Origin of the sequence: Caulobacter hibisci (genome assembly GCF_016135805.1) — a bacterium.
Classification (GTDB): Bacteria; Pseudomonadota; Alphaproteobacteria; order Caulobacterales; family Caulobacteraceae; genus Caulobacter; species Caulobacter hibisci.
In genome coordinates, this window is the sequence record NZ_JADWOX010000005.1 from 33,261 (window position 1) to 56,216 (window position 22,956).

23 protein-coding genes are annotated in these 22,956 nt (G+C 70.7%); 17 read left to right on the forward strand and 6 right to left on the reverse strand.

Going from position 1 to position 22,956, the window contains the following annotated elements; genetic code table 11:
• The first annotated feature begins 88 nt into the window (after nucleotides 1-88).
• The 10 genes from I4Q42_RS09125 to spt all read left to right on the forward strand — a co-directional run bounded on the left by I4Q42_RS09125 (nucleotide 89) and on the right by spt (nucleotide 10,866).
• Nucleotides 89-751, forward strand: a complete 663-nt coding sequence (locus I4Q42_RS09125) for a TetR/AcrR family transcriptional regulator (protein WP_198575759.1) — start codon at nucleotides 89-91, stop codon at nucleotides 749-751.
• Between the two features lie 219 nt (nucleotides 752-970).
• Nucleotides 971-2,245 carry a D-arabinono-1,4-lactone oxidase gene (locus tag I4Q42_RS09130; RefSeq protein ID WP_198575760.1) on the forward strand — a complete coding sequence of 425 codons (1,275 nt, stop codon included), beginning with the start codon at nucleotides 971-973 and terminating at the stop codon, nucleotides 2,243-2,245.
• A 3-nt stretch (nucleotides 2,246-2,248) separates the two neighbouring features.
• Nucleotides 2,249-3,397, forward strand: a complete 1,149-nt coding sequence (locus tag I4Q42_RS09135; RefSeq protein ID WP_198575761.1) for a DSD1 family PLP-dependent enzyme — start codon at nucleotides 2,249-2,251, stop codon at nucleotides 3,395-3,397.
• Nucleotides 3,398-3,468: 71 nt separating this feature from the next.
• The gene (gene lptC, locus I4Q42_RS09140) at nucleotides 3,469-4,077 is read left to right on the forward strand and encodes an LPS export ABC transporter periplasmic protein LptC (protein ID WP_198575762.1); all 609 of its coding nucleotides are present in this window, start codon (nucleotides 3,469-3,471) and stop codon (nucleotides 4,075-4,077) included.
• Between the two features lie 11 nt (nucleotides 4,078-4,088).
• Complete coding sequence (locus I4Q42_RS09145) at nucleotides 4,089-5,243, forward strand: glycerophosphotransferase (RefSeq protein ID WP_198575763.1); 1,155 nt, start codon at nucleotides 4,089-4,091, stop codon at nucleotides 5,241-5,243.
• The gene (locus I4Q42_RS09150; RefSeq protein ID WP_198575764.1) at nucleotides 5,240-6,652 is read left to right on the forward strand and encodes a lipopolysaccharide biosynthesis protein; all 1,413 of its coding nucleotides are present in this window, start codon (nucleotides 5,240-5,242) and stop codon (nucleotides 6,650-6,652) included. The genes I4Q42_RS09145 and I4Q42_RS09150 overlap by 4 nt, the downstream gene beginning before the upstream one ends.
• A complete protein-coding gene (locus I4Q42_RS09155) occupies nucleotides 6,649-8,361 on the forward strand; it encodes a fatty acyl-AMP ligase (RefSeq protein ID WP_198575765.1) in 1,713 nt (570 codons plus the stop codon). Before I4Q42_RS09150 ends, I4Q42_RS09155 begins: the two co-directional genes overlap by 4 nt.
• 4 nt (nucleotides 8,362-8,365) lie before the next feature.
• Nucleotides 8,366-9,316 carry an NAD-dependent epimerase/dehydratase family protein gene (locus I4Q42_RS09160; protein WP_198575766.1) on the forward strand — a complete coding sequence of 317 codons (951 nt, stop codon included), beginning with the start codon at nucleotides 8,366-8,368 and terminating at the stop codon, nucleotides 9,314-9,316.
• Between the two features lie 80 nt (nucleotides 9,317-9,396).
• A complete protein-coding gene (locus I4Q42_RS09165) occupies nucleotides 9,397-9,648 on the forward strand; it encodes an acyl carrier protein (RefSeq protein ID WP_198575767.1) in 252 nt (83 codons plus the stop codon).
• A 3-nt stretch (nucleotides 9,649-9,651) separates the two neighbouring features.
• Nucleotides 9,652-10,866, forward strand: coding sequence for a serine palmitoyltransferase (gene spt / locus I4Q42_RS09170; RefSeq protein ID WP_198575768.1), 1,215 nt, complete (start codon nucleotides 9,652-9,654; stop codon nucleotides 10,864-10,866).
• Nucleotides 10,867-11,088: 222 nt separating this feature from the next.
• Here the strand turns inward: spt and I4Q42_RS09175 are convergent, their stop codons facing one another.
• On the reverse strand, nucleotides 11,089-12,306 hold the full coding sequence (locus I4Q42_RS09175; RefSeq protein ID WP_198575769.1) for an MFS transporter: 1,218 nt from the start codon (nucleotides 12,304-12,306) through the stop codon (nucleotides 11,089-11,091).
• Between the two features lie 246 nt (nucleotides 12,307-12,552).
• Nucleotides 12,553-13,146, reverse strand: a complete 594-nt coding sequence (locus I4Q42_RS09180; RefSeq protein ID WP_332873049.1) for a helix-turn-helix domain-containing protein — start codon at nucleotides 13,144-13,146, stop codon at nucleotides 12,553-12,555.
• 54 nt (nucleotides 13,147-13,200) lie between these two features.
• Here I4Q42_RS09180 and I4Q42_RS09185 point away from each other — a divergent pair, with 54 nt between their 5' ends.
• Complete coding sequence (locus I4Q42_RS09185) at nucleotides 13,201-13,665, forward strand: energy transducer TonB (protein ID WP_198575770.1); 465 nt, start codon at nucleotides 13,201-13,203, stop codon at nucleotides 13,663-13,665.
• Here I4Q42_RS09185 and I4Q42_RS09190 read toward each other — a convergent pair.
• Genes I4Q42_RS09190 through I4Q42_RS09200 form a run of 3 tightly spaced genes read right to left on the reverse strand, consistent with a single transcriptional unit; the run spans nucleotide 13,662 to nucleotide 16,527 of the window.
• Nucleotides 13,662-14,570 carry a hypothetical protein gene (locus tag I4Q42_RS09190; protein ID WP_198575771.1) on the reverse strand — a complete coding sequence of 303 codons (909 nt, stop codon included), beginning with the start codon at nucleotides 14,568-14,570 and terminating at the stop codon, nucleotides 13,662-13,664. The genes I4Q42_RS09185 and I4Q42_RS09190 overlap by 4 nt on opposite strands.
• Entirely contained in the window at nucleotides 14,567-15,478 is a 912-nt protein-coding gene (locus I4Q42_RS09195; protein WP_198575772.1) for a diacylglycerol/lipid kinase family protein, read from the reverse strand. Before I4Q42_RS09195 ends, I4Q42_RS09190 begins: the two co-directional genes overlap by 4 nt.
• Entirely contained in the window at nucleotides 15,478-16,527 is a 1,050-nt protein-coding gene (locus I4Q42_RS09200) for a CDP-alcohol phosphatidyltransferase family protein (RefSeq protein WP_232793009.1), read from the reverse strand. Before I4Q42_RS09200 ends, I4Q42_RS09195 begins: the two co-directional genes overlap by 1 nt.
• A gap of 150 nt (nucleotides 16,528-16,677) precedes the next feature.
• On the opposite strand from I4Q42_RS09200, the gene I4Q42_RS09205 reads away from it, so the two are divergent.
• On the forward strand, nucleotides 16,678-17,565 hold the full coding sequence (locus I4Q42_RS09205) for a metallophosphoesterase family protein (RefSeq protein WP_198575774.1): 888 nt from the start codon (nucleotides 16,678-16,680) through the stop codon (nucleotides 17,563-17,565).
• A 152-nt stretch (nucleotides 17,566-17,717) separates the two neighbouring features.
• Here I4Q42_RS09205 and I4Q42_RS09210 read toward each other — a convergent pair whose 3' ends face one another.
• Entirely contained in the window at nucleotides 17,718-18,203 is a 486-nt protein-coding gene (locus I4Q42_RS09210; RefSeq protein ID WP_198575775.1) for a DUF2141 domain-containing protein, read from the reverse strand.
• 72 nt (nucleotides 18,204-18,275) lie between these two features.
• Here I4Q42_RS09210 and I4Q42_RS09215 point away from each other — a divergent pair, with 72 nt between their 5' ends.
• The 5 genes from I4Q42_RS09215 to I4Q42_RS09235 are packed head-to-tail and all read left to right on the forward strand — an operon-like array spanning nucleotide 18,276 to nucleotide 22,906.
• Nucleotides 18,276-18,713 (forward strand): HIT family protein, encoded by a 438-nt coding sequence (locus I4Q42_RS09215; RefSeq protein WP_198575776.1) that lies wholly within the window; start codon nucleotides 18,276-18,278, stop codon nucleotides 18,711-18,713.
• Between the two features lie 32 nt (nucleotides 18,714-18,745).
• The gene (locus I4Q42_RS09220; protein ID WP_198575965.1) at nucleotides 18,746-19,939 is read left to right on the forward strand and encodes an LptF/LptG family permease; all 1,194 of its coding nucleotides are present in this window, start codon (nucleotides 18,746-18,748) and stop codon (nucleotides 19,937-19,939) included.
• A complete protein-coding gene (locus I4Q42_RS09225) occupies nucleotides 19,936-20,997 on the forward strand; it encodes an LptF/LptG family permease (RefSeq protein WP_198575777.1) in 1,062 nt (353 codons plus the stop codon). Before I4Q42_RS09220 ends, I4Q42_RS09225 begins: the two co-directional genes overlap by 4 nt.
• A complete protein-coding gene (gene bcerS / locus I4Q42_RS09230) occupies nucleotides 20,997-22,151 on the forward strand; it encodes a ceramide synthase (RefSeq protein WP_198575778.1) in 1,155 nt (384 codons plus the stop codon). Before I4Q42_RS09225 ends, bcerS begins: the two co-directional genes overlap by 1 nt.
• Nucleotides 22,151-22,906 carry a nucleotidyltransferase family protein gene (locus I4Q42_RS09235; RefSeq protein WP_408611064.1) on the forward strand — a complete coding sequence of 252 codons (756 nt, stop codon included), beginning with the start codon at nucleotides 22,151-22,153 and terminating at the stop codon, nucleotides 22,904-22,906. Before bcerS ends, I4Q42_RS09235 begins: the two co-directional genes overlap by 1 nt.
• The last annotated feature ends 50 nt before the right edge of the window (nucleotides 22,907-22,956 follow it).

Here is a 22,956-nt window from a genome sequence, read left to right on the forward strand (position 1 = left end):
GCGAAGTCCCGTTAAGCTTTGGCGATGGACGAACATTGGCATTCGACCGGAAGCGCTCTAGGTCTGGTCGGGACTTCAGGAGACCCCGATGCCCAAGCCGACGGCCGAGCCGGCCGCCGACATTCCCCTCGACGCCAAGCTGCGGCCGACCCAGGCCCGGGCCCAGGACACCTACGAGGTGGTGCTGGCCACGGCGGGGGAGCTTCTGGTCGAGGCCGGCTTCGAGCAGCTGACCACCAACGCCATCTGCAAGCGCGCGGGCCTGACGCCGCCGGCCCTCTATCGCTACTTCCCCAACAAGTACGCGATCCTGAAGGAGCTGGGCGATCGGCTGATGCGGATCCAGGACGAGGCGGTGTTCGCCTGGATGGCGGCCGGCGGGCTCGAGGGCGACACGGCCAGCGAGCGCGTGGCCAAGGTCGCCGCCCTGCTGACCGACGTCATCGACATGACCCGGCGCTTCCCCGGCGGCGCGGCCATCGGCCGGGCCCTGCGCGCCGTACCGATGCTGCAGCAGTTGCGCTTCGCCTCGCGCAACATGGTCGCCGAGCAGTTCGGCGAAGTCCTGGCCGCCCGCTTTCCCGCCGTCCCCGCCACCCGCATCGCCGTCGCCACCCGGATGATGGTCGAGCTGACCTACGCCGCCACCGAGATGGCCATCGAGGAGCCCGAGCAGGACGCCGGCGCGCTGTCTCAGGAGATCGGGCGATTGTTCGACCGGTATTTCGAGACGTTCGACGTCGAGCTTTGAGATCAAGGAACCTCCCCCTGTGGGGGAGGCGGCCGAAGGCCGGTGGGGGGCCGTTTTCAGCTTCCGAGCCGCTGGCCGACTTCGTACGAACTCCCCCCACCGATCGCTGGCGCGATCGCCTCCCCCACAGGGGGAGGTTCGCTATAACCGTCCGACAACACCGACTTGCAATAACGATAGTTTTTACTATCGTCAGTCCATCGCAGCGGGGGAACGCCGATGGAGGCTTGGAAGAACTGGTCGGGCAGCGTCACCGCGACGCCCAGCAGCCTCGCCCGGCCGCGCACCATCGCGGAACTCTCCACCCTGGTGACCCAGGCCGGCAAGGTCCGCGTCACCGGCGCCGGCCACTCGTTCATGCCGCTGTGCGAGACCGACGGCCTGCTGCTGAACCTGTCCGACCTGGAAGGCGCGGTCGAGATCGCCCCCGACCGCAAGACCGTCTGGGCGCCTGCCGGCTGGAGCCTCAAGCGCCTGACCGCCGCCCTGTGGGCCGAGGGGCTGTCGCTGATCAATCAGGGCGACATCAATCCCCAGTCCCTGGCCGGTGCCGTCTCGACCGGCACCCATGGCACCGGCGCGGCGCTCGGAAGCCTGGCGACCCAGGCCTGCGGCTTCCGCCTGCTCGTCGCCGACGGCCGGCTGGTCGAGTGCGGCCCGGACCTGGAACCCGAGCTCTATCAGGCCCAGCGCCTGTCGCTCGGCCTGCTGGGAGTGGCCGTCGCCATCCGCATCAATGTCGTGCCCGCCTACCATCTGGAGGAGCGGATCAGCCGCTTGCCCCTGGCCGAGGTGGTCGAGCGCTTTGAAGAGTTGGCCGCCGCCACCCGGCACATGGAGTTCTGGGTCTTTCCCTACAGCGACCAGGTGATCTTCAAGACCCTGCACCCGGTTCCCGCCGAGGCCGCCGACGAGACGCCCGGCAAGGGCGGCGAAGGCGACGAGGCGATCTTCCGGGCGGTCTGCGACCTGTGCGCCGCCCTGCCCGTCCTGACCGCGCCGCTGCAAAGGCTGCTGATGAAGCTGGCCGGCGCGCCCAGCCGCCGCGCGGCCCCGGCCTACGAGATCTTCCCCTCCGAGCGGAACGTCCGCTTCGAGGAGATGGAATACGAGATGCCGCGCGAAACGGGCCTGCCGACCCTGAAGGCGGCCATGGACCACATCCGCAAGCGCCGCCTGCCGATCGCCTTCCCGTTCGAGTTCCGCCTCGTGGCCGGCGACGACATCTGGCTGAGCCCCTTCAACATCGGCCCCGGCGCCTCGATCTCGTTCCACCAGTACGCCAGGATGCCGTGGCGCGAGGTCTTCGCCGAGGTCGAGCCCGTGTTGGCCAGTGGCGGCGGTCGCCCGCACTGGGCCAAGCGCCACGGCCTGACCCCCGCCGACGTCCACCGCCTCTATCCCCGCGCGGCCGACTTCCTGCGCGTACGCCAGAGCTGGGACCCGGCCGCCAAGTTCGCCAACGCCCACATGACCCAGCTGTTCGGGATCTGACCCATGACGGATATCGCCCTGCACGCCGATCTGGTCGGCCAACAAGGCTCGCGCGAGCAGCTGAACACGCCCGTTCTGGTGGTCGATCGGGCCGCCCTCGCCGCCAACATCGCGACCATGGCCGCCTTCGCCGCGAGCAAGGGGCTGAAGCTTCGCCCCCACGCCAAGACCCACAAGAGCGCCGACATCGCCCGGCTTCAGATCGCGGCCGGGGCCGTCGGCCTGTGCTGCGCCAAGACCGGCGAGGCCGAGGCCCTGGCGGCCCACGGCGTGATCGAGGGCCTGCTGATCACCTCCCCCGTGGTCTCCGCGCCGGCTATCGCCCGTCTGGCGGCCCTGAACCTGAAGACCGCCGGCCTGAAGGTCGTCGCCGACCATCCCGACAACGTCGCCGCCCTGGGCGCGGCCGCATCGGCGGCGGGCAAGCCGCTGGAGGTGGTCATCGACCTCGACCCCGGCATCCACCGCACGGGCGTGGCGTCGCCCGAAGCCGCCGTGGCGCTGTTCGAGGCGATCCAGGCCCAGCCCTCACTGACCTATGCCGGCCTGCAATGCTATTGCGGCGTCCAGCAGCACATCGAGGCCTTCGACGTGCGCAAGTCGGCGCTGGAGGATCGCGGGGCCTATATCCGCGAAGTCATCGCCGCCCTGACCGCCGCCGGGGGCGCACCGCCGATCGTCAGCGGCTCGGGCACCGGCTCGCACCGCATCGACGCCGAGCTCGACATCTTCACCGAGCTGCAGGTCGGCTCCTACGTGTTCATGGACGACCAGTACCTGGCCTGCGATCTGGCTGGGGAGGGAGCGGAAGCGAGCCCCTACCAGCGCTCGCTGGTCATCGACGCCCGCGTGGTCAGCGCCAACAGCCCCGGCATGGTCACCGTCGATGCGGGCTTCAAATCGATGTCCACCGACGCCGATCCGCCCCAGGTCGTGGCCGGCGCACCGGAAGGCTCGCGCTACTTCTTCATGGGCGATGAGCACGGCGCCCTCGTGCCGTCGTCGGGCGCGCCCCCGCCCCTGGGCGCCCGCGTCACCCTGGCCGTCCCGCACTGCGACCCGACCGTGAACCTCTACGACGCCTATCACGTGGTCGAGGGCGAGACGCTCGTGGCGATCTGGCCGGTCACGGCGCGCGGGCGGTCGCGGTAGGAACGAAAAACCCCTTTGGCCTCGGCCGCGTTGAAGACTATCCATGGCGTCCGTTCTGGATCGTCCGCCGCATGACCACCGCCGCCCTCTCGACCGCCGCCAAGAAGCCGCGCCGCAACCGGCGTCGGCCTTCCGCGCGCTGGACGCGGGCGGGCCTGCTGGTGTTCGCCGTCGGGGTGGGCGTCGCCGTGGTCGGCCAGACGGCGTATCGGATGATCGACGCCCGCAACGCGGTGAAGGCCGCCACGGCCGCGCCGCTGGCCATGGACAACCCGCGCTTCACCGGGGCCATGCGCGACGGCCGCGCCTTCCTGATCACCGCCCGCCGCGCCGAGCGCGACCCGGCCGATCCCAACAAGGTCAAGCTGGTCGACCCGACCCTGGTGCGCGGCTACGGCGCGCCCGAGGCCAGCCGGGTGACCTCGAAAAGCGGCGTCTACCAGGAAGCCCAGAACCTGCTGGTGCTGACCCAGGACGTGAAGATCGACAACGGCCAGGGCTACCAGTTCGCCTCGCAGGAGGCCCGCATCGACACCAAGACCGGCGAGGCGCTCGGCCCGATGGCCGTGGCCGGCACCGGTCCGCAGGGCAATGTCCGCGCCGACAGCTACAGCGTCAGCGACAAGGGCGACCGCGTGGTCTTCAAGGGCCGCGTCCGCACCCGCGTCCAGACCCAGTAGGCCCGCGCGACATGACCGGCCTCGGACTCTTGGACCGCGCCCGCGCGACCCGCATCTGCTTTCTCTACATCGCCCAGCCGCACCAGGTCTGGCACAGCCTGTCGACGGCCGTGGCCCTGGCGCGCGGCTGGCCGGAGATCCAGGTCGAGATCGCCGCCACCTCGGCCGGCCACCTCGACTACATCCAGGGCATGCTCGACGGGCTGGGCGGCGCACCCGTCACCCTGCGCCTGCTGCCGCCCGCCTGGCTGCGCAAACTGTCGAAAAACGCCCCGCCGCCCAAGGCCCTGATGCTGGCGCTCAATGCGGCCCGCCTGTCGGGCTACGACGCCGTGGTCACGCCCGAGCGCACCACCGCCCTGCTGCGCAAGCTGGGCGTTCGCCGCACGGCCCTGGTCTACACCCAGCACGGCGCCGGCGACCGCGGCGGGCCGTTCGAGCCGCGCCTGCGGACCTTCGACCTGGTCATGGCCGCCGGCCCCAAGCAGCGCGACCGGATGGTCGACGAGGGCTGGGTCAAGCCGGAAGCCTGCGCCATGGTCGGCTATCCGAAGTTCGATCTGGTGGACGCCCTGCCGCCCAGCGCCGTGCCGGCCTTCGAAAAACCGCTGCCGACCGTGGTCTACAACCCGCACTTCCACGAGACCCTGGGCTCGTGGGCGGCGTTCGGCCTGTCGATCCTGGAGCAGTTCGCCGCCGACGAGCGGTTCAACCTGATCTTCGCCCCGCATGTGCGCCTGTTCGAGACCGCCTCGGAGGCCGACCGCCGCGCCGTCGCCCGCTTCGTGGGCCATCCGCGAATCCATATCGACCTCGGCGGGCCGGCCGCCTTCGACATGACCTACACGCGCTCAGCCGACCTCTATCTCGGCGACGCCTCCAGCCAGGTGTACGAGTTCCTGCGCACGCCCAAGCCGTGCCTGTTCCTCAATCCGGCCCACGCCGATTGGAAGGGCGACGAGAGCTTTCACCACTGGCGCTACGGCCCGGTGCTGGAGAGCGCCGACAACATCTGCGACGCGACCGCCGCGGCCTTCGCCGGCCATGGCGACTATCTGGACGCGCAAGCTGTCGGCGTCGCCGAGACCTTCGACCTCACCGACACGCCGTCGTCGCAGCGCGCGGCCCGTGCCATCGTCGACCGCCTGGCCGCCCTCGACCGATGAGCGGTCCTCAGGAGCAAGCCAAGGGGGATCAGCCCAGGGGCAAGCCGCTGGCCCGCGTGCTGGCCAACGCCGGCGCCCTGCTGGGCGGGCGCGGGGTCAATGCGATCGTCGGCCTGGCCTATATGGCCATCGCCGGCCGCAGCCTGGGCCTGGCGGCCTTCGGCGTCCTGACCCTGATCAACGCCTTCGCCCAGGCCCTGGGCGAGGTCGCCAAGTTCCAGTCCTGGCAGACGGTCGTGCAGTATGGCGCCAAGCCCCTGCTCGACGGCGACAAGCCGACCTTCCAGCAGGTGCTGCGCTTTGCCCTGATCCTCGACGCCATCGGCGCCCTGGTCGGCGTGACCCTGGGGGTCGGCGGGGCCCTGCTGTTCAGCAAGACCCTGGGCTGGTCGCAAGACATGGCGCCGGCGGCCGCCCTCTACTGCCTGTCGATCGCGGCCATGACCTCGGCCACGGCCGTGGGCCTGCTGCGCCTGTTCGACCGCTTCAAGATGCTGGCGGCCGAGCAGGCGATCTCCTCGACCGTGCGCCTGGCCGGTTGCGCCATCGCCGCCGCCCTGCACGCGCCCGTCGAGGGCTTCCTGCTGGCCTGGGCGGCGGGCACGGTGGCCTCGTTCGCCTATGTCGCCGCCATCGCCGTCTGGAGCCTGCACGGGCGCGGCCTGCTCGCGGGCTTCAGCTTCAAGGGACCGCTCGCTGCGGGACAACCCGGGATCTGGCGCTTCGCCTGGGCGACCAATTTCAGCAGCACCATCGACGTCGGCTTCACCCACGTCCTGACCCTGGCGGTCGGCGCCCTGGTCGGCCCCGGTCCGGCGGCTCTGTGGCGCATCGGCCGGCAGGTGGCCGACGGCATGGCCAAGCCCGCCCGCCTGATGCTGCCGGCCCTGCATCCTGAATTCGCCAAGCTGCGCGCCCAGAAGAACGACGCCGCCATGCTGCGCCTGGCCCGCCAGATCGGCGTGATCGGCGGCGGGGTCGCGGGCCTGCTGCTGCTGGTCTGCCTGCTGGCCGGACAATGGCTGCTGACGGTGATCATGGGCGCCGAATTCGCCCCCGCCGCCGGCATCATGACCTGGCAGGTGGCCGCCGCCGCCATCGGCGTCATGGCCCTGCCGATCGAGCCGATGCTGGTCTCGATGCGGGCGGCCGGCGCGGCCCTGCGGGTGCGGATCATCGTCTGCGTGGCCTACCTGGCCGCCCTCGCCCCGCTGCTGAAGACCTTCGGCCTGACGGGCGCGGGCGCCGCCCTGGTGCTGGCCATGGCCGGCATGGCCGTAGGCATGCTGCTCACCCTGCGGTCGAAGCTTCGCCATGAAGCCGCCGCCGAGCGGGAGAGCGAAAACCTATTCGCGCGCGAACAGGCTTGCGTGGACCCCCGGAACGAGCGCAAAGGCGATCCGCAATGATTACGCCCACCGCCTCCGGCCGGACCGTCCGGTTCGCCGATTTCCCGACCCTGACCGCCGCCCTGGACTTCGCCGCCACGGGCGAGACGGGGATCAATCTGTTCTCGCTGCGCGGCGAACTGGTCGAGGCCCTGACCTACGCGCGCCTGCGCGAGCAAGCCCTGGTGCTCGCGCGCCGCCTGCTGGCGACCGGCGCCAAGGTCGGCGACAGCGTCGCCCTGATCGCCGAGACCGACGGCGACTTCGTGCGCGCCTTCTTCGCCTGCCAATATGCCGGTCTCGTGCCCGCCCCCCTGCCCCTGCCCGCCCCGCTGGGCGGCCGCGCGGCCTATGTCGAGCAGATCGGCCGCATGTGCGCCTCGGCCCACGCCCGCATCCTGATCGGCCCGGCCGGCATGGCCGAGTGGCTGAAGGAAATCGACGCCGCCGCCGATCTCGACTTCGCCGGCCCGCTGGCCGAGCTGCCGGAAGACGCCAATGCGGCCCTGCCCGAGATCACGCCCGAGCACCCCTGCTACCTGCAGTTCTCGTCGGGCAGCACGCGCTTCCCGACCGGGGTGCTGGTGACCCACAAGGCCCTGATGGCCAACGCCGTGGCCATCACCCGCGACGGCCTGCAGGTCAAACCGCAGGACCGCGCCGTCTCGTGGCTGCCGCTCTATCACGACATGGGCCTGATCGGCTTCCTGCTGAGCCCGCTGACCAGCCAGATGACCGTCGACCTGCTGCCCACCGGCGCCTTCGTGCGCCGGCCGCTGCTGTGGCTCGACCTGATCAGCCGCAACGGCGGCACGATCGCCTATAGCCCCACCTTCGGCTACGAGCTGTGCGCCCGCCGCGCCGAGGCCGCCTCGATCGAGCACCTGGACCTGTCGGCTTGGCGCAGCGCCGGCCTCGGCGGCGACATGATCCGCACCGCCCCGGTCGAGGCCTTCGCCGAGCGCTTCGCGTCCGTGGGCTTCTCCGATAAGGCCTATGTCGCCAGCTACGGCATGGCCGAGGCGACCCTGGCCCTGTCGATGGCCCCGCTGGGCGAGGGCCTGAAGCTGGAGATCCTCGACATCGAGCGGCTGGAGCGCGACGACTTGGCCGTCAGCGTCGGCGCCGACGCCCCGCGAGCCCGCGCCTTCGCCCGCTGCGGCCCGGCCCTGCCCCACCACGAACTGGAAGTGCGCGACGCCGACGGCGCGGTGCTGGCCGAGCGCCGGGTCGGCCGCATCTTCGCGCGCGGCCCCAGCCTGATGGGCGGCTATTTCGAGCAGCCCGAAGAGACCGCCCGCGTGCTGGCCGCCGACGGCTGGCTCGACACCGGCGACCTCGGCTTCCTGGTCGAGGGCGAGATCGTCATCACCGGCCGGGCCAAGGACCTGATCATCCTCAACGGCCGCAACATCTGGCCGCAGGACCTGGAATGGACCGCCGAGCGCGAGGTCCCCGGCCTGCGCAGCGGCGACGTGGCCGCCTTCTCGGTGCCCGGCGACGCCGGCGAGGAAGAGATCGTCACCATCCTGGTCCAGGCCCGCGGCGGCGACGCCGACAGCCGCGCGGCCCTGGTCGAGACCGTCGCAGGCGTGCTGCGCGCCCGTCATGGCGTCGAGACCCAGGTCAAGCTGGTCGGGGCCCACGCCCTGCCCCAGACCTCGTCGGGCAAGCTGAGCCGCTCCAAGGCCAAGGCCGCCTATCTGGCCGGCGCCTACGAGCGCGCCTGAGGCCGTGAGCGGCCGGGGGATCATCGCCGTCACCGGCGCCACCGGCTTTCTCGGCCAGCATCTGGTCCGCGCCCTGGCCGAGGCCGGCTACACGCCCCGCATCCTGTCGCGCCGCGATCCAGTCTCGCCGTTCTGGCGCGGGATCGAGCCGCAGGTGGTGTTCGGCGACCTGGCCAACGCTGCGGCCCTCGAACACCTCTGCGACGGCGCCAGCGCCGTTATCCACGCGGCGGGCCTGATCAAGGCCGCCTCGCGCGCCGGCTTCGACAAGGTCAATGTCGACGGGGCAGTCGCCGTGGCGACGGCCGCCGCCCGGGCCGGCGCCCGTTTCGCGCTGATCTCCAGCCTCGCCGCGCGCGAGCCGCAGCTGTCGGACTACGCCGCCAGCAAGCGGGCTGGCGAAGAGGCGGTGCTGGCCGCCGCGCCCGGCGCCCTGGTTGTCCGCCCGCCAGCCATCTACGGCCCCGGCGACCGCGAGACCCTGGGCCTGTTCGCCGCCGCCCAGAACAGCCGCCTGCTGCCGGTGCTGTCGCCCGCCTCGCGCGTGGCCATGATCCACGTGCACGACGCCGCCGCCCAGATCCTCGACCTGGTGAAGAGCGGCCGCACGGGCCTGGCCGCGATCTGCGACGGCCGCCCCGACGGCTATGCGTGGTCGGAGTTCATGGCCGCCGCCGCAACCGCGGTCGGCGCGCCGCCGCCCCGCCTGCTGCGCGTCCCGGAGGCGGTCATCCGCCTGGCGGGGCACGTCGCGGACGTAGCAAGCCGGCTCTCCAAGCAACCCACGGTGTTCGGTTCGGGCAAGGCGCGCGAACTGTCGCACCCCGATTGGGCCTTTTCGGCCGATCCGTCCCTTGCGCCTTCGCCGAGTCCACACGATGTTGCCGCCGGCTTCGGCGATACGGTTGACTGGTATCGCCTTCACGGCTGGTTGCCGAAAAAATACAGCGACTAGTTCAATTGTGGCAGATATCTGACATGGACGCTGTTACGGTACGGTGACAGTGCTTGTGTCGGGGGCGACTGGCGTTTGGCATGGATACAGTGACGGATCTGAGTTTGCGTGAGATCGGACTGGCCGCGAGCAAGGTGCTCGGCCGGACCGTCGAGGTGACCCACGACACCCACATCGGCCGCGATCTCGCCGTAGATTCGCTGGCCCTGATGAACATCGTGATGGAGCTCGAGGACACCTTCGACATCTCCATCCCGCTCGATCGCCTCGCCTCGGTGGAGACCACCGGCGACCTCTCCAAACTGATCAACGATCTCCGAACCAAGGCTTGACCGATGGGTCTGTTCGACAAGCATCTGGCCTATCGCGACGCGTATAAGGCTATCCAGCAGGCGGGCGCCGACCCGTTCACCGTCCGTTTCGACGCCGTCGTCTCGCCGACCGAAGGCGTGGTCGAGGGTCGCCCGACGATCCTGCTGGGCACCAACAACTATCTGGGCCTGACCTTCGACGAGAAGGCGATCGCCGCCTCGGTCAAGGCCGTCCAGGAGCGCGGCACCGGCACCACCGGCTCGCGCATCGCCAACGGCAGCTTCGAGGCCCACGTGGCGCTCGAGACAGCGCTGGCCAAGTTCTATGGCCACAAGCACGCCATGGTGTTCACCACCGGCTACCAGGCCAATCTGGGCGTGCTGTCGACCCTGGTCGGCCGCGGCGACCACCTGATCCTCGACGCCGACAGCCACGCCTCGATCTATGACGGCTCGCGTCTCGGCCATGCGGAAGTCATCCGCTTCCGCCACAACGATCCCGAGGATCTGGCCAAGCGCCTGCGTCGCCTCAAGGACGTCCCCGGCGAGCGCCTGATCGTCGTCGAAGGCATCTATTCGATGATCGGCGACACCGCGCCGCTCAAGGAAATCGCCGCCATCAAGCGCGAGATGGGCGGCTACCTGCTGGTCGACGAGGCCCACTCGATGGGCGTGCTCGGCGCCACCGGCCGGGGCCTGGCCGAGGCCGCGGGCGTGGAAGACGACGTCGACTTCATCGTCGGCACCTTCTCCAAGAGCCTGGGCGCAATCGGCGGCTTCTGCGTCTCCAGCCTCGACGACTTCGAGGTCATGCGGGTGATCTGCCGCCCGTACATGTTCACCGCCTCCCTGCCGCCGGCCGTGGTCGCCTCGACCCTGACGGCGCTGGAGCAGATGATCGCCAAGCCGCACCTGCGCGAGCAGCTCAACAGCAACGCCTGCCGCCTCTATGACGGCCTCAACGCCCTGGGCTTCGTCACCGGCCCGGCCGCCAGCCCGATCGTCGCGGCCACCATGCCCGACGTCGAGCGCGCCATCGCCATGTGGAACGGCCTGCTGCAATCGGGTGTCTATCTGAACCTCGCCCTGCCGCCGGCCACGCCCGACAGCCGCCCGCTGCTGCGCGCCAGTATCAGCGCCGCCCACACCCACGAGCAGATCGATCATGTGCTCAAGGTGTTCGCCGAAGTCGGCGCGGCGCTGGGCGTCATCGACGGCCAGAAGCGCGCTACCGCCTAAGACGCGGCGCGAACTGAAAAAGACGAAAGCCCCGGTCGAAAGGCCGGGGCTTTTTCGTTTCCCCCTCCCTTTCCTCCCGTCATTCCCGCCCTTGTGGCGGGAACCCCTGTTTCCGCTCGCAGGTGAGACGCAAGCGGACTGCTCAGCAGTCCGCCCCATCCGCCCTTGCGGCTGACAGAGGGTTTCCCGCCACAAGGGCGGGAATGACGGGAGTTTAGAAATCTAGGGTCGCGAAGGCGCCATGTCGGCCTCGGGGCTCTCCGCCCCCGCCCGTCCCATCCGCTCGGCCGCCAGGATCGCGGCTAGCATCGCCACCGCCAGCACGGCGACGCAGACGCCCAGGCCCTGCCAGCCCCAGCGCCCGACCACCAGCCCGCCCAGCGGCGGGCCGATCAGCGCCCCGCCGGCTCCGAACTGGGTCAGCAGGCCGTTGGCGGCGGCGATCCGGGGATCGTCCGAGCCCGTGGCCCCGGCCAGGCTCGGCAGGCGAGCGAACACCATCGGCGAGGCGATCCCGCCCAGCAGCGAGGCCAGGCCCGCGACGACCGACACGGCGGCCGCTCCGCTTGCGACCACGGCCGGGTGGAAGACGAACACCGAAACCAGCGCTCCAGCCAGCAGCGCCGGAACCACGGTGGCGACCACCGCCCGCCGCGGATCGGCGCCGGCCGCGTGCAGGATGCGCATGGCGATGGCCGAGGCCGGCAGGGCCGTCAGCGAGACGAGGCCCGTGGCCAGGCTGGCGCCGGAAAGGCTGGCCCCCGCCTGCTCGGTTAGGAAGCTCGGCAGCAGCATGGTCAGGGCGCAGACGAAGACGGTGAACAGCCCGAAACCGAAGGTCAGCACCACGGCGGCCGGCGCCGGCCAGGTCATCCGGGCCTCGCTGCGCGTTCCCCGCGCCTGCCTCGACGCGGCGAACAGGCCCAGGGCGCACAGCACCGCCCACAGCAGCATCGCCCCTTTCGGGCTGGTCGCGGCCACGGCCAGGCCCGTGACGCCGCTGCCGACGGCGACGCCGACCGGCACGAAGGTGCTCCACAGCACCAGCGCCTGGCCGCGGATGCGATCGGGCGCGATGGCCACGATCATGGTCGGGGCGGCGATCACCACCAGCACGTAGCCGACGCCCTCTATCGCCCGGGCGGCGAACAGCACGCCGACGGTCGGCGCCAAGGCCTCGACGACGCTGGTCACCAGCAGCACGGCCAGGCCCGAGACCAGGAACCGCCGCCCGCCGAACCGTCCCAGCGCCAGGCCGGCGGCGATGCCGAACACCGCCCCGCCGATCTCCAGCAGCGACACCAGCAGGCCCGCCTGCGCCAATGACAGATGGAAGGTCTCGCGCAGCACCGGCGCCAGCACGGCGATCTTGGGCAGCTGCGCGGCGGCCAGCACCCCGATGAGCCAGAGCGCGACGATGTTCAGCCATGTACGGATCATCCGCGCGGTCTAGGGCGACCCGTCGCGCGAGGGAACGCAAAACTTATGCGTGGAGGGCCTCACCAGATCTGCCCCCCTATTCCTCCCGTCATTCCCGCCCTTGTGGCGGGAACCCCTCTATCAGCCGCAGGTGCAGGTGAGGCGGACTGCGAGGCAGTCCGCTTGTGCTTCCCGTTCAAACGGAACCAGGGGTTCCCGCCACAAGGGCGGGAATGACGGGAGATTGGGAGAGGCTTGCGCCTTCCGCTACCCCACCGTCGTCGCCAGCCGGCCCGTGCGGCCGTCCGACAGCGGCACGGTCTCCCATTGCAGCAGGCCAGGCAGGATCGGGATGTCGTCGTGGCCGTTCGACCCCGTCTCGAACCGTAGCTGCTGGTAAGGCCGCTCGAACCAGCCGCCGTAGGCCAGCGCCGCCTGGGCGGCGACGACGCCGGGGCTGGCGAAGCGCCACAGCGAGGTTCCCAGCATCTCACCCGCCTCGACCCTCCAGGTGGCGGCGCGAGGCGGCGAGACCGCCAGCAACTGGTGGGTGGCGTCGCAGACCAGGTGCACCGGCATCGACGAGGTCTCGACCAGCCGCTTCAGCGCCGCATCGCCGCGATGGTCGGCCTGGGCCGCGATCAGGGCGACGATACGCTCGCGATGGACCTCGTCCGGCTCCTGCGCCCCGCTTTCCCAACGCGACACGGTCGCCTGCGACACCGCCAGCAGTTCGGCCAGATGCCCCTGCTTGACGGCGTTGAGGCGCCGGAACCTGCGCAAGGCCCGGCCGACGGGAAGATCGTGCAGCATGGGGCTAGAATAGTCCGATGGCAGGGTGCGGCCAAGACTGGACGCCACGCGCGTGAAGCTGCTTTCCTACAACCTTGCAGGGTGAATCACCCCGAGGCCAACTTGCGCATCGTCGTTCCTCTCGTCCTGTCGCTGGCCGCGGCAGGCCTTGCTGGCTGCGCCTCGCCGCCGCCCCCGGTGATCCGTATCCATGGCTGGTGCAATGAACCCACTCGGGTCCAGATCCTCGTGACGACCGCGCGGCAGTCGCTGACCGTCACCGGCAAGGAGGCCTCGAACGCCTATGCCGACCGGGCGAAACGCATGAACAAGAACGGATCCGCCATTCTGTCGTGCGAGCCCAGGCCCGACGGCCCGCCTGCCTGCACCATAGTGCATGAGGATGGCGAGTATGGCTTCGGCTTCGCGGCGCTCGTGCTCGCCCGGAGCCTGTCACTGGATCAGAAGCAGGAGGTGCGGGTGCGGTTCGAACTGTTGTCCCGCTTCACGGGCCAGGCGACCGTGAACTGCGACGAGCTCCCCATCCCGCCGATTTCGGAAGCCGCCGACGATCCCAAGACGCCCTAGCGGGCCCGCCGCCACTTCCACAGCCGCAGCAGCACGCCTGGCGCGGCCAGCACCGGGTGGCGCTCGCGCCAAGGGGTCAGCTCGACCTTGAAGCCGGTATGGCGCTCGATCTTCCAGGCGGCGTAGCGGGCCGCGCCCTGGAAGGTGAAGGCGGCCTTGACCAGGCGGGCGACGTTCAGCGGCTTGCCGAGGTTGCGGCGCAGGCGCCAGGCGCTCTTCAGGCGCTTGCGCTCGATGGCCGACATCTCCGGGACCGGCCGCCCCTCGCCGTCCAGCCGGCCGTCGTCGGCCCAGCAGGCCGGCAGCAGGCGCTGGTAGTGGCAGGGATCGAAGGCCAGGATCGAGGCCTCGCGCCCGGCCTTCTCGACCCGGAACTCGGCGGCGTAGGTCTCCTGGAACAGCGCCGTCCAATAGGCCTCTGGCGGGCCTTCCTCGGGCCCCAGGGCGGTAGCGAAGCGGGCGGCGGTGCGGGCGGCGCGGCGCACGGCCTCGATCACCGTCTCGCGCGCGGTGGCGTCCGCCGCCCAGACCAAGCCCGAGGGCTGGACGAACCGGGTCCACAGGGTGGTGTCGATCCCCCGCCCCTTCACCGCCTGGGAAAAGCGCGACAGGGTCATGGAGGCGACCTTGGCTCGCAGGGTCACGTCCTCATGCTCCAGCTGGTGATAGCTGACGTCGGGCCACAAGATGCGGGTGGCGACGCCTCGCAAGCCGGGCGGCGGCCGCTGGGTGAGCACGTAGAAGTCCAGCACGCCCGACAGGTCGCCGGTGCGCAGGATCGAGCCGTAGAACAGCACCGCCTGGGCGCTCGGGAACACCGTCGTCAGGTGTTCGGCGAAGGCGCGGATCGGCGCGGGGATCGCCTGGTCGAGCTCGGCCTCGACCAGCGGCCGGACCGCGCTCATCCGACCACGAAGCGCAGCGGCGCGCCCAGGGCCACGGCGACCTTGCCGCCCTCGAACACCTCGCCGTCGAGCACGAAGTCGAACTGGCCCGAGGCGTACAACGCCGCCGGATCGCGGCGGCGATAGCCGCGCGCCTCCAGGGTCGGCTTCACCTCGCCGCTGAGCACGGTCGGCAGCATGCGCAACAGACGCTTGGGCGGGGCGTCGACGTCCAGCACCTTCAGCCCCTCGCGCGGTGGACCGAAGGGCTTGAGGCCGAACGGCAGGCGCTTCAGCGCCGTGGCCAGCAGCACGAACCGCTCACCAACCGGCTGAGCCTCGCCGTCGATGGCCACCTTGACCGCCACGCCCTGCCGCCACTGGTCGCGCGCCCCGCCGAACAGGGCGCCGATCGCGGCGCCCGCCAGGGTCACCGCCACCGACAGGCTCTGGAACACGCCCAAGCGGTTGACGCGCTTGGACAGGGCCGTGGCCCGCACCAAGGCCCCCAAGCCGAAGAAGAAGCCCCGCAGCGGCGGCCGGCCGTCGGCGAAGCGCACCTCCAGCGGGGCGCGGATCTTGATCCGGGGCTCGGGGCTCGCGGCGGCGGCCAGGGCCTCTTCCAGCCGCCAGTCGCGCGGCGCGCCGAGATCGATGGCCAGGACGTTGGTCTTGCCCGACGGCAGCACCGCCAGCATCGGCATGTCGTCGCCGAAGGTCGCCGGGGTCAGGCCCAGCACGTCGCGCACCGTGCCGTCGCCGCCGTCGATGACCAGCAGGTCGATGCGCTCCTCGGCGAAACGGGCCAGTTCCTCGGACAGCGCCTCGCGCGTCGCCGGCTCGACCACGCGCACGCCTTCGGGGGTCGGCGCATGCACCCGCCCCTGGTTGGCGTGGCTGCGCGGGTTGCGGACGACGCCGACGCGCATCACCGCGACAGCCAGCTCTGGATCGAGCCCTTCGGCGCGGCGAAGCCCTGCAGGATCTGGACGGCGTGGACGACGAAGCAGACCGCCGTCCAAGCGGCCACCAGCACGAAGCCGACGTCCGGACGGCCGACCAGCACGCTGCCGGTCAGCAGGATGAGGTTCGGATTGCGGCGGGCGGTGATCAGCCGGAAGAAGCTGTCGAACGGCCGCCAGGCGTGCATCTCCAGCTTGAACAGCGACAGGAAGATCCCCTCCTCCACCCGCTGGGCCACATAGCCGCCGACCACGATGGCCAGCAGCCACGGCGCATAGGGCATCGGCAGGCCGACCGCGAACACGCCGACATACCAGGCCCACCACCAGAACGGTGGGTGAACCAGGTCGATGCCGTGGTCGAAGACATTGCCCCATTTGGACGAGGTCAGGGTCACGCGGGCCAGCTTGCCGTCGACCGTGTCGAGGAAGGTCATGATCCAGGCGCAGACCAGGCCCCAGCCGAACTGGCCGCGCCAGAACAGCACGAAGGCGGCGATGGTCAGCAGGAAGCCGATGAAGGTCACCTGGTTGGGCGTCATCTTCGCCAGGGCGCACCAGCGCGTGACGATCCGCGCTGGGGTCGGCCAGACGTACTTGGTGACCAGATCGGTGACGCCCTTGTAGGAGCCCTGGAACAGGCGCTTTTCGACCGCGCGGACGGTGTCCTTGGTCAGGCGCTCCAGCACCGGCGGCTCGCGCTTGCGCAGGGCGCTGTTATAGGCCGAGCCGACCTCCAGCGCGGTCAGGCGCACGAAGCGCGGATCGATGGTCGAGGGATCCTGGCCGGCCGCCAGGGCCGCGACGGCCGCTTCGGCGACCTCGGCGGGCGCATTGACCGCCGTGGCCGCGCCCGCGTCGTCGACCAGCACCGCCCAAGGCCGGCCGGCCAGGGCCTTGATCAGCGACTCGTCGAATACCCAGCCGGCGTGGACGGCGACGATGTCGCCCGCTCCTGCCCCTTCCGAGAGCCCGATCCGGCGATAGAGGCGCGACAGCCGCTCGCCCGAGGTCATGCCCCAGATGCGCGCCTGGTTCTCGCCCACGGTCACAGCGCGCGAACCCGCCGGATTGATTTCACCCGTCACCGGAACTTAAACCCCTTGAAAGCCGAGGCGATTGATAAGCAGCTTCGCTGAAATCCGCCACATTCGCTCCGGTCGCTCTTGTCGATATTCCGCCTCGCACACCTTTCGGACCCTCACCTGCCGCCGCCGCCGGGCGCGTTCGGCCTGCGCGACGTCGCCTCCAAGCGCCTGCTCAGCCGCATCGCCTGGCGCCGCAAGCGCAAGGTCCATCGGCCCGAGGTGCTGGCGGCCCTGGTCGCCGACTTGCAGGCCCACGCCCCCGATCATGTGGCGATTACGGGCGACTTGACCAACTTCGCCTCGGACGCCGAGGTCGCCGCCGCCACCCGCTGGCTGCAAGGCCTGGGTCCGGCCGAGACCATCACCGTCAGCCCCGGCAACCACGACGCCCTGGTCGGCGAGAGCGGCGCCGCCCGCTTCGCGCCCTGGACCGCCTGGCTGGGCGACGACGAGGGGGCCGCCTTCCCGCAGGTGCGGCTGCGCGGCCCGGTGGCCCTGTTCAACCTGTGCTCGGCCGTGCCCACCGCCCCGCACCTGGCCACCGGCCGCCTGGGCCCCGAGCAGCTCGCAAAGCTCGACGCCCTGCTGGCCGACCCGGCCTATGCCGACCGCTTCAAGGTCGTTTTGCTGCATCATCCGCCCAACGCCGGGGCGGTGTCGTCGCGCAAGGCGCTGGAGGACCAGGCCGATCTGCGCGCCGTCTTCGCCCGCCGCGGCGCCGACCTCGTCCTGCACGGCCACGCCCACGAGTCGCTGACGGCGACGATTCCCGGCCCGGACGGTAAGGCGATCCCGGTGCTGGGCGTGCCGTCCGCCTCGGCCTGGAGCGGCGGCCACTCACCGGCGCGGTGGCATGCGCTGGAGATCGAGGAGCGCGACGGCGGGTTTTCGCTGCGCGTGGTGGCGCGGGGGCTGGATCCGGAGACGGGCGGGATCCGCGAGCTTGGGCGGTATTCGGTAGTCTGATCCAGCCGATCTGCGCTCGACCAATCCCAAAACAGAAGTCATCGCCCGGCTTGTCCGGGCGACCCAAGCGGCATTTCGGAAATGGCTGACTCAGCTTGGGTCGCCCGCATGAAGCGGGCGATGACTTCTAAAAATAGGCCCGCGAAGAGAAGCTACTTCCCGTACCGCATCCGCACCCGGATCGTGTTGTCCCCCGACTTCACCGCGAACCGCGCCGAATCGAACGACGGCACCCCGAAGCGCGACGGGGCGTCGTTGGAGAAGCCGTAGCCTTCGGTGGGCAGGCCCACGGCGTTGCGGTCGAAATCCCGGTTGTTGTTGGCGTCGTGATAGACGGCCACCGCGTAGATGTCGGCCTTGGGCAGGTTGAAGCAGGCCTCGGTGGTCGGGGCGCTGGCCGGCACCCGCAGGCGCAGCAGCTTGCCGCGCGGGGCCAGGAACCGGCTGGGATCGGACGGATAGACCGTCACCGTCACTTCGCCTGAGGCCGACTTCAGCCGCCCCACCTCGACCGTCAGCCGCACGCCGGTGTCGCGACCCACGCAGTCCTGCCGCGCCGCCGCCGGCGTCGCCAGTCCCAGCCCGCCCAGCAGCGTCCCTAGCGCCGCCAGAACCGGAAGAACGGTTCGTGCTTCCATGTAAAACGCCGTGTCCCTATTGTCGCCGCGTCGCGATCCGCGTCCGGACTCGCCTGCAGTATCGGTTGCCGCATGCCCAATCCCACAGCCCTCGCGTTCGGCTATCCCCGCTCGAAAGTCGCGGAGACCGATCGCTGGCTGGTCCTGGTCCGTCCCAAGCAGCCGACTTTCGGGTCTCTCGTCCTCGTATGCAAGGAACCCGTGCAGGCGTTTTCGGAGTTAAGCCCCGAAGCCTTCGCCGACATGGGGGTCGCCGTCGCCGGGATCGAACGCGTTTTGAAGGCCAAGGTTGCGTACGAAAAGATCAATTACCTGATGCTGATGATGGTCGACCGCGACGTCCATTTCCACGTGCTGCCCCGCTACGACGGCGCGCGCGAGCACGAGGGGGCCAGCTTCCCCGACGCCGGCTGGCCGGCCGCCCCGGCCCTGGGCTCTGCCGTCGCCTTGGATGACGACGCCGTCGCCCGCCTGGCCGCCGACTTCGCCGAGGCTTGGGCCGCCGCGTGAGCAAGACCAAGAAGAAGCCCGATCCCCGTCGCCTGACAGCCTTCGGCCTGATCGACCGCTACCTGCTGCGCCTGCTGGGCTGGCCGCTCGCCGGGTGCTTGGGCCTGACCGTCATCGCCCTGCTGCTCGAGCGCGTGCTGCGCCTGCTCGACCTCTTGTCGCAGAGCAGCGCCCGCTTCGACTACGTCACCCAGCTGGCCCTAAACCTGGTGCCGCACTATCTGGGCCTGGCCCTGCCGGTGGCGTTCTTCGTCGCCCTGTTCATCGTCATCAGCAAGCTCTCCGACGGCTCGGAGATCGACGCCCTGCTGGCCGGCGGCCAGTCGCTGGAGCGGGTCGCAGCGCCCTTCGTCTGCATCGGCCTGGCGCTCAGCGTCTTCAGCATCGGGGTGTTCGGCTATGTCCAGCCCTACAGCCGCTACGCCTATCGCGCCGTGATGCACGCGGCCGTCAACGCCGGCTGGAACGGCCGCCTGTCGGGCGGCGCCTTCATCGACGACGACGGCTCGATGATGACCGCCGACAGCGCCGACCTCTCCGGCCAGACCCTGACCCGCGTCTTCATCCGCCGTCCCGACGCCGCCGGCCGCGAAGAGCTGATCACCGCCGCCAGCGCCACCCTGCAGGTCGCTCCCGACGGCAAGACCGTGACCATGCGCCTGAAGTCGGGCCGCCGGATCGGCAACGACGCGCGCGGCGCCTATCGCAGCCTGGCCTTCGACGACCTGACCACCCAGGCCCCGCTGAAGGCCGCCGCCGGGCTCCTGCGCGCCCGGGGCGGCGACGAGCGCGAGTTGACCCTGGGCGAACTGGCCCGCCAGGCCAATTCCCCCAATCCGGTCGTGCCCAAGGCCACCCTGTGGGCCGAGTTCTACGGCCGCCTGGCCCGCGCCGCCTTCCTGCCGTTCCTGCCGCTGCTGGCCTTCCCGCTAGGCCTGGCCGCCAAGCGCGGAAATCGCGCGCCGGGCCTGCTGCTGGCCGGGGTTCTGCTGCTGGCCTTCCAGCACAGCCTGCTCTTGGGCCAGAGCCTGGCCGAGTCCGGTCGCCTGGCCCCCATCCCCGCCGTCGGCGCGCCGTTCCTGGTGTTCACGGGCCTGGCGGTCTGGCTGTTTGTCGGCAGCCGCACGCGGCCCGGCGACACCCCGATCTCGCGCCTCGTCCTGGCCATGGGCGCCTGGTTCCGCCGCATGATCAAACTTCTCCAGCCCAAGGAGCGCGCCGCATGAGGCTGCAGCTCTACGTCCTGCGCACCGTGGCCACGCGGGTGCTCGGCGCCATCCTGGTGCTGATGGCCATCCTGCAGATCCTCGACCTGCTGGAAGTCACCACCGACATCCTCGACCGCGGTCTGGGCGTGGGCGGGGTGTTCTACTACGCCGCCCTGCGCGCCCCGCGCCTGTTCGAGCAGGTCGCGCCGCTGGGCGTGCTGGCCGGCGGCCTGTTCGCCTTCTCGCAGCTGGCCCGCGAGAACGCCGTCGTCGCCATGCGCGCCAGCGGCGTTTCCGGCTACCGCATCGTGCTGATGGCCGTGCCGGTGGCGATCGCCGTGCTGTCGCTCGACGCCCTGTGCGGCCAGGTGATCTCGCCGCGCACCGACCCGACGCTGAGCGCCTGGTGGGCCGCCACCACCCCGGTCGCCGACCGCAAGGCCCCCGTCCCGCGCACCTTCCGCGCAGGCGAGGACCTGGTCACCGCCAAGGAGTCCGTGTCCGACGGCGCGGAACTGCGGGACCTGACGATCTATCGCCGCGACAAGACCGGCGCCCTGACCGAACGCGTCGCCGCCCCCGTCGCCAGCTACCGGAACGGCGCCTGGCGCCTGGAAAAGCCCGTCACCACCCGCTTCATGGGCGACCGGGTCGAGCCGATGATCGCCGCCTCGGCCACCTGGCCCACGGCGCTGCGGCCCGCCGATGTCCAGGCCCTGTTCGCCGACGCCCCCGCCCCCTCGGCCGCCTCGGCCCGCCGGGCGCTGGAGAACGGCGGCTCCGACCGCCCGCAGAGCTTCTACGCCACCCGCCTGCAGACCGCCTTCTCCGGACCGCTGGCGGCCCTGGTCATGCTGCTGCTCAGCGCCCCCGTCGCCTGGGCCAATTTCCGCAGCGGCCAAGGCGCCGTCCTGCTGACCACGGGGCTGGCCGCGGGCCTGGTCTATCTGGTCGCCGACGGCCTGCTGTCGGCGCTGGGCGAGTCCGGATCGCTGTCGCCGATCCTGGCCGCCTGGTCCGCCCCCGCCGTCTTCGCCGCCCTCGCGGTGCGCACCTTCGTATCCCTGGAGGGATGATGCCTTTCGATTCCGCGGCCGAGGCGATCTCGGTCCTGCCCGTGCGCACGCCTGAAGAACTCAAGCGCTTCATCGCCCTTCCCGCGCGCCTCAACGCCAAGGATCCCAACTGGATCACGCCGCTGTTCCTGGAGCGGACCGAGGCCCTGTCGCCCAAGACCAACCCGTTCTTCGCCCACGCGCAGGTGCAGCTGTTCCTGGCCGTGCGCGGCGGCCGCGACGTCGGCCGGATCAGCGCCCAGATCGACGAGCTGACGCCGCAGAAGACGCCCGGACGCCTCGACGGCCACTTCGGCCTGATCGCCGCCGAGGATGATGCCGAGGTCTTCTCCGCCCTGTTCGCCGCCGCCGAGGCCTGGCTGCTCGAGCGCGGCCGCACCCATGTGATGGGTCCGTTCAACCTGTCGATCAACGAGGAGGTCGGCCTGCTGGTCGACGGCTTCGACACCCCGCCAATGGTGATGATGGGCCATGACCCGGCCTATGCCGGGGCCCGCGTCGAGCAGCAGGGCTACGCCAAGGCCAAGGACGTCTACGCCTACTACGCCCCGATGCATGTCGACCTGCCGCCGGCCGTGCGCCGCCGCGCCGAGCGTCCGCCGGCCGACGGCGTCGTGCTGCGCCAGCTCGACATGAGCCGCTACGACGAGGAGGTCGCCACCCTGACCGACATCCTCAACGACGCCTGGAAGGACAATTGGGGCTTCACCCCCACCACCGAGGCCGAGACCGCCCAGCTGGCCAAGGCCCTCAAGGCCGTGATCGACAAGCGCCTGACCTGGTTCGCCGAGATCGACGGCGAGGCCGCCGGGATCCTGGTGTTCCTGCCCAACGTCAACGAGGCCATCCGCGACCTCGGCGGCAAGCTGCTGCCGTTCGGCTGGGCCAAGCTGCTGTGGCGGCTGAAGGTCAAGCGCGTGAAGTCGGCCCGCATCCCGCTGATGGGCGTGAAACGCAAGTTCGCCGAGGGCATCCGCGGCCGCATGCTGCCGTTCCAGATGATGCACGCCGGCCGCACCTCGGCCCTGGCGCTGGGCTACGAGCGCTTCGAGATTTCGTGGGTGCTGGAAGAGAACATGCCCATGCGCCGCATCGCCGAGGTCATCGGGTCGCAGATCTACAAGACCTATCGCGTCTACGAGAAGGCGCTGTGATCCAGCCCTTCAAGGCCCTCGTCCTGGCCGGCTCGCGGCCGGGCGAGGTCGACAGCGCCGCGGCCTATGCCGGGGTCTCGCACAAGGGGCTGATCACGCTGGAGGGCCGCACCCTGCTCGATCGCGTGCTGGGCGCGGTGCAGGCGGCGGGCGCGGACGCGATCGGCGTCTCGACCTCCGACGCGGCCATCGTCTCGGCCCTGCCGGTCGGCGTCGCCGCCATCGCCGCTTCGACCGAGGGTCCCAGCCAGAGCGTGCGCGAAGGTGCGCAGGCGCTGGGCTTCCCGCTGCTGATCACCACGGTTGACCACGCCCTGCTCAAGCCCGAGTGGATCGCCCAGTTCCTGACCGATGCCCCGCAAGACGCCGACGTCGCCCTGATGCTGGCCCCGGAGGACCGCGTCCGCGCCGCCGCGCCGGACACCCAGCGCACCTATCTGAAGTTCCGCGACGGCCGCTTCTCGGGCTGCAACCTCTTCCTGTTCCGCAGCGAGGCCGCCCTGCCCGCCATCGCCCTGTGGCGCCGGGTCGAGCAGAACCGCAAGCAGCCCTGGAAGATCGCCGCCATGCTCGGCCCGGGCCTGCTGGTCCGCTACCTGCTGGGCCTGCTGACCCTCGACGAAGCCATCGCCCGCCTGGGCGCCCTGGCTGGCGTCAAGGCCGCGGCGGTCCGCGCCCAGGACGGCCTGGCGGCGGTGGACGTCGATAAGCCGGCCGACCTCGACCTCGTGCGCAGGATCGTCGGCGAGGCCTGACCGTTCGCCCACCAGGCGAACATCACCTTGAAAACCAAAGGTTTTTGTCG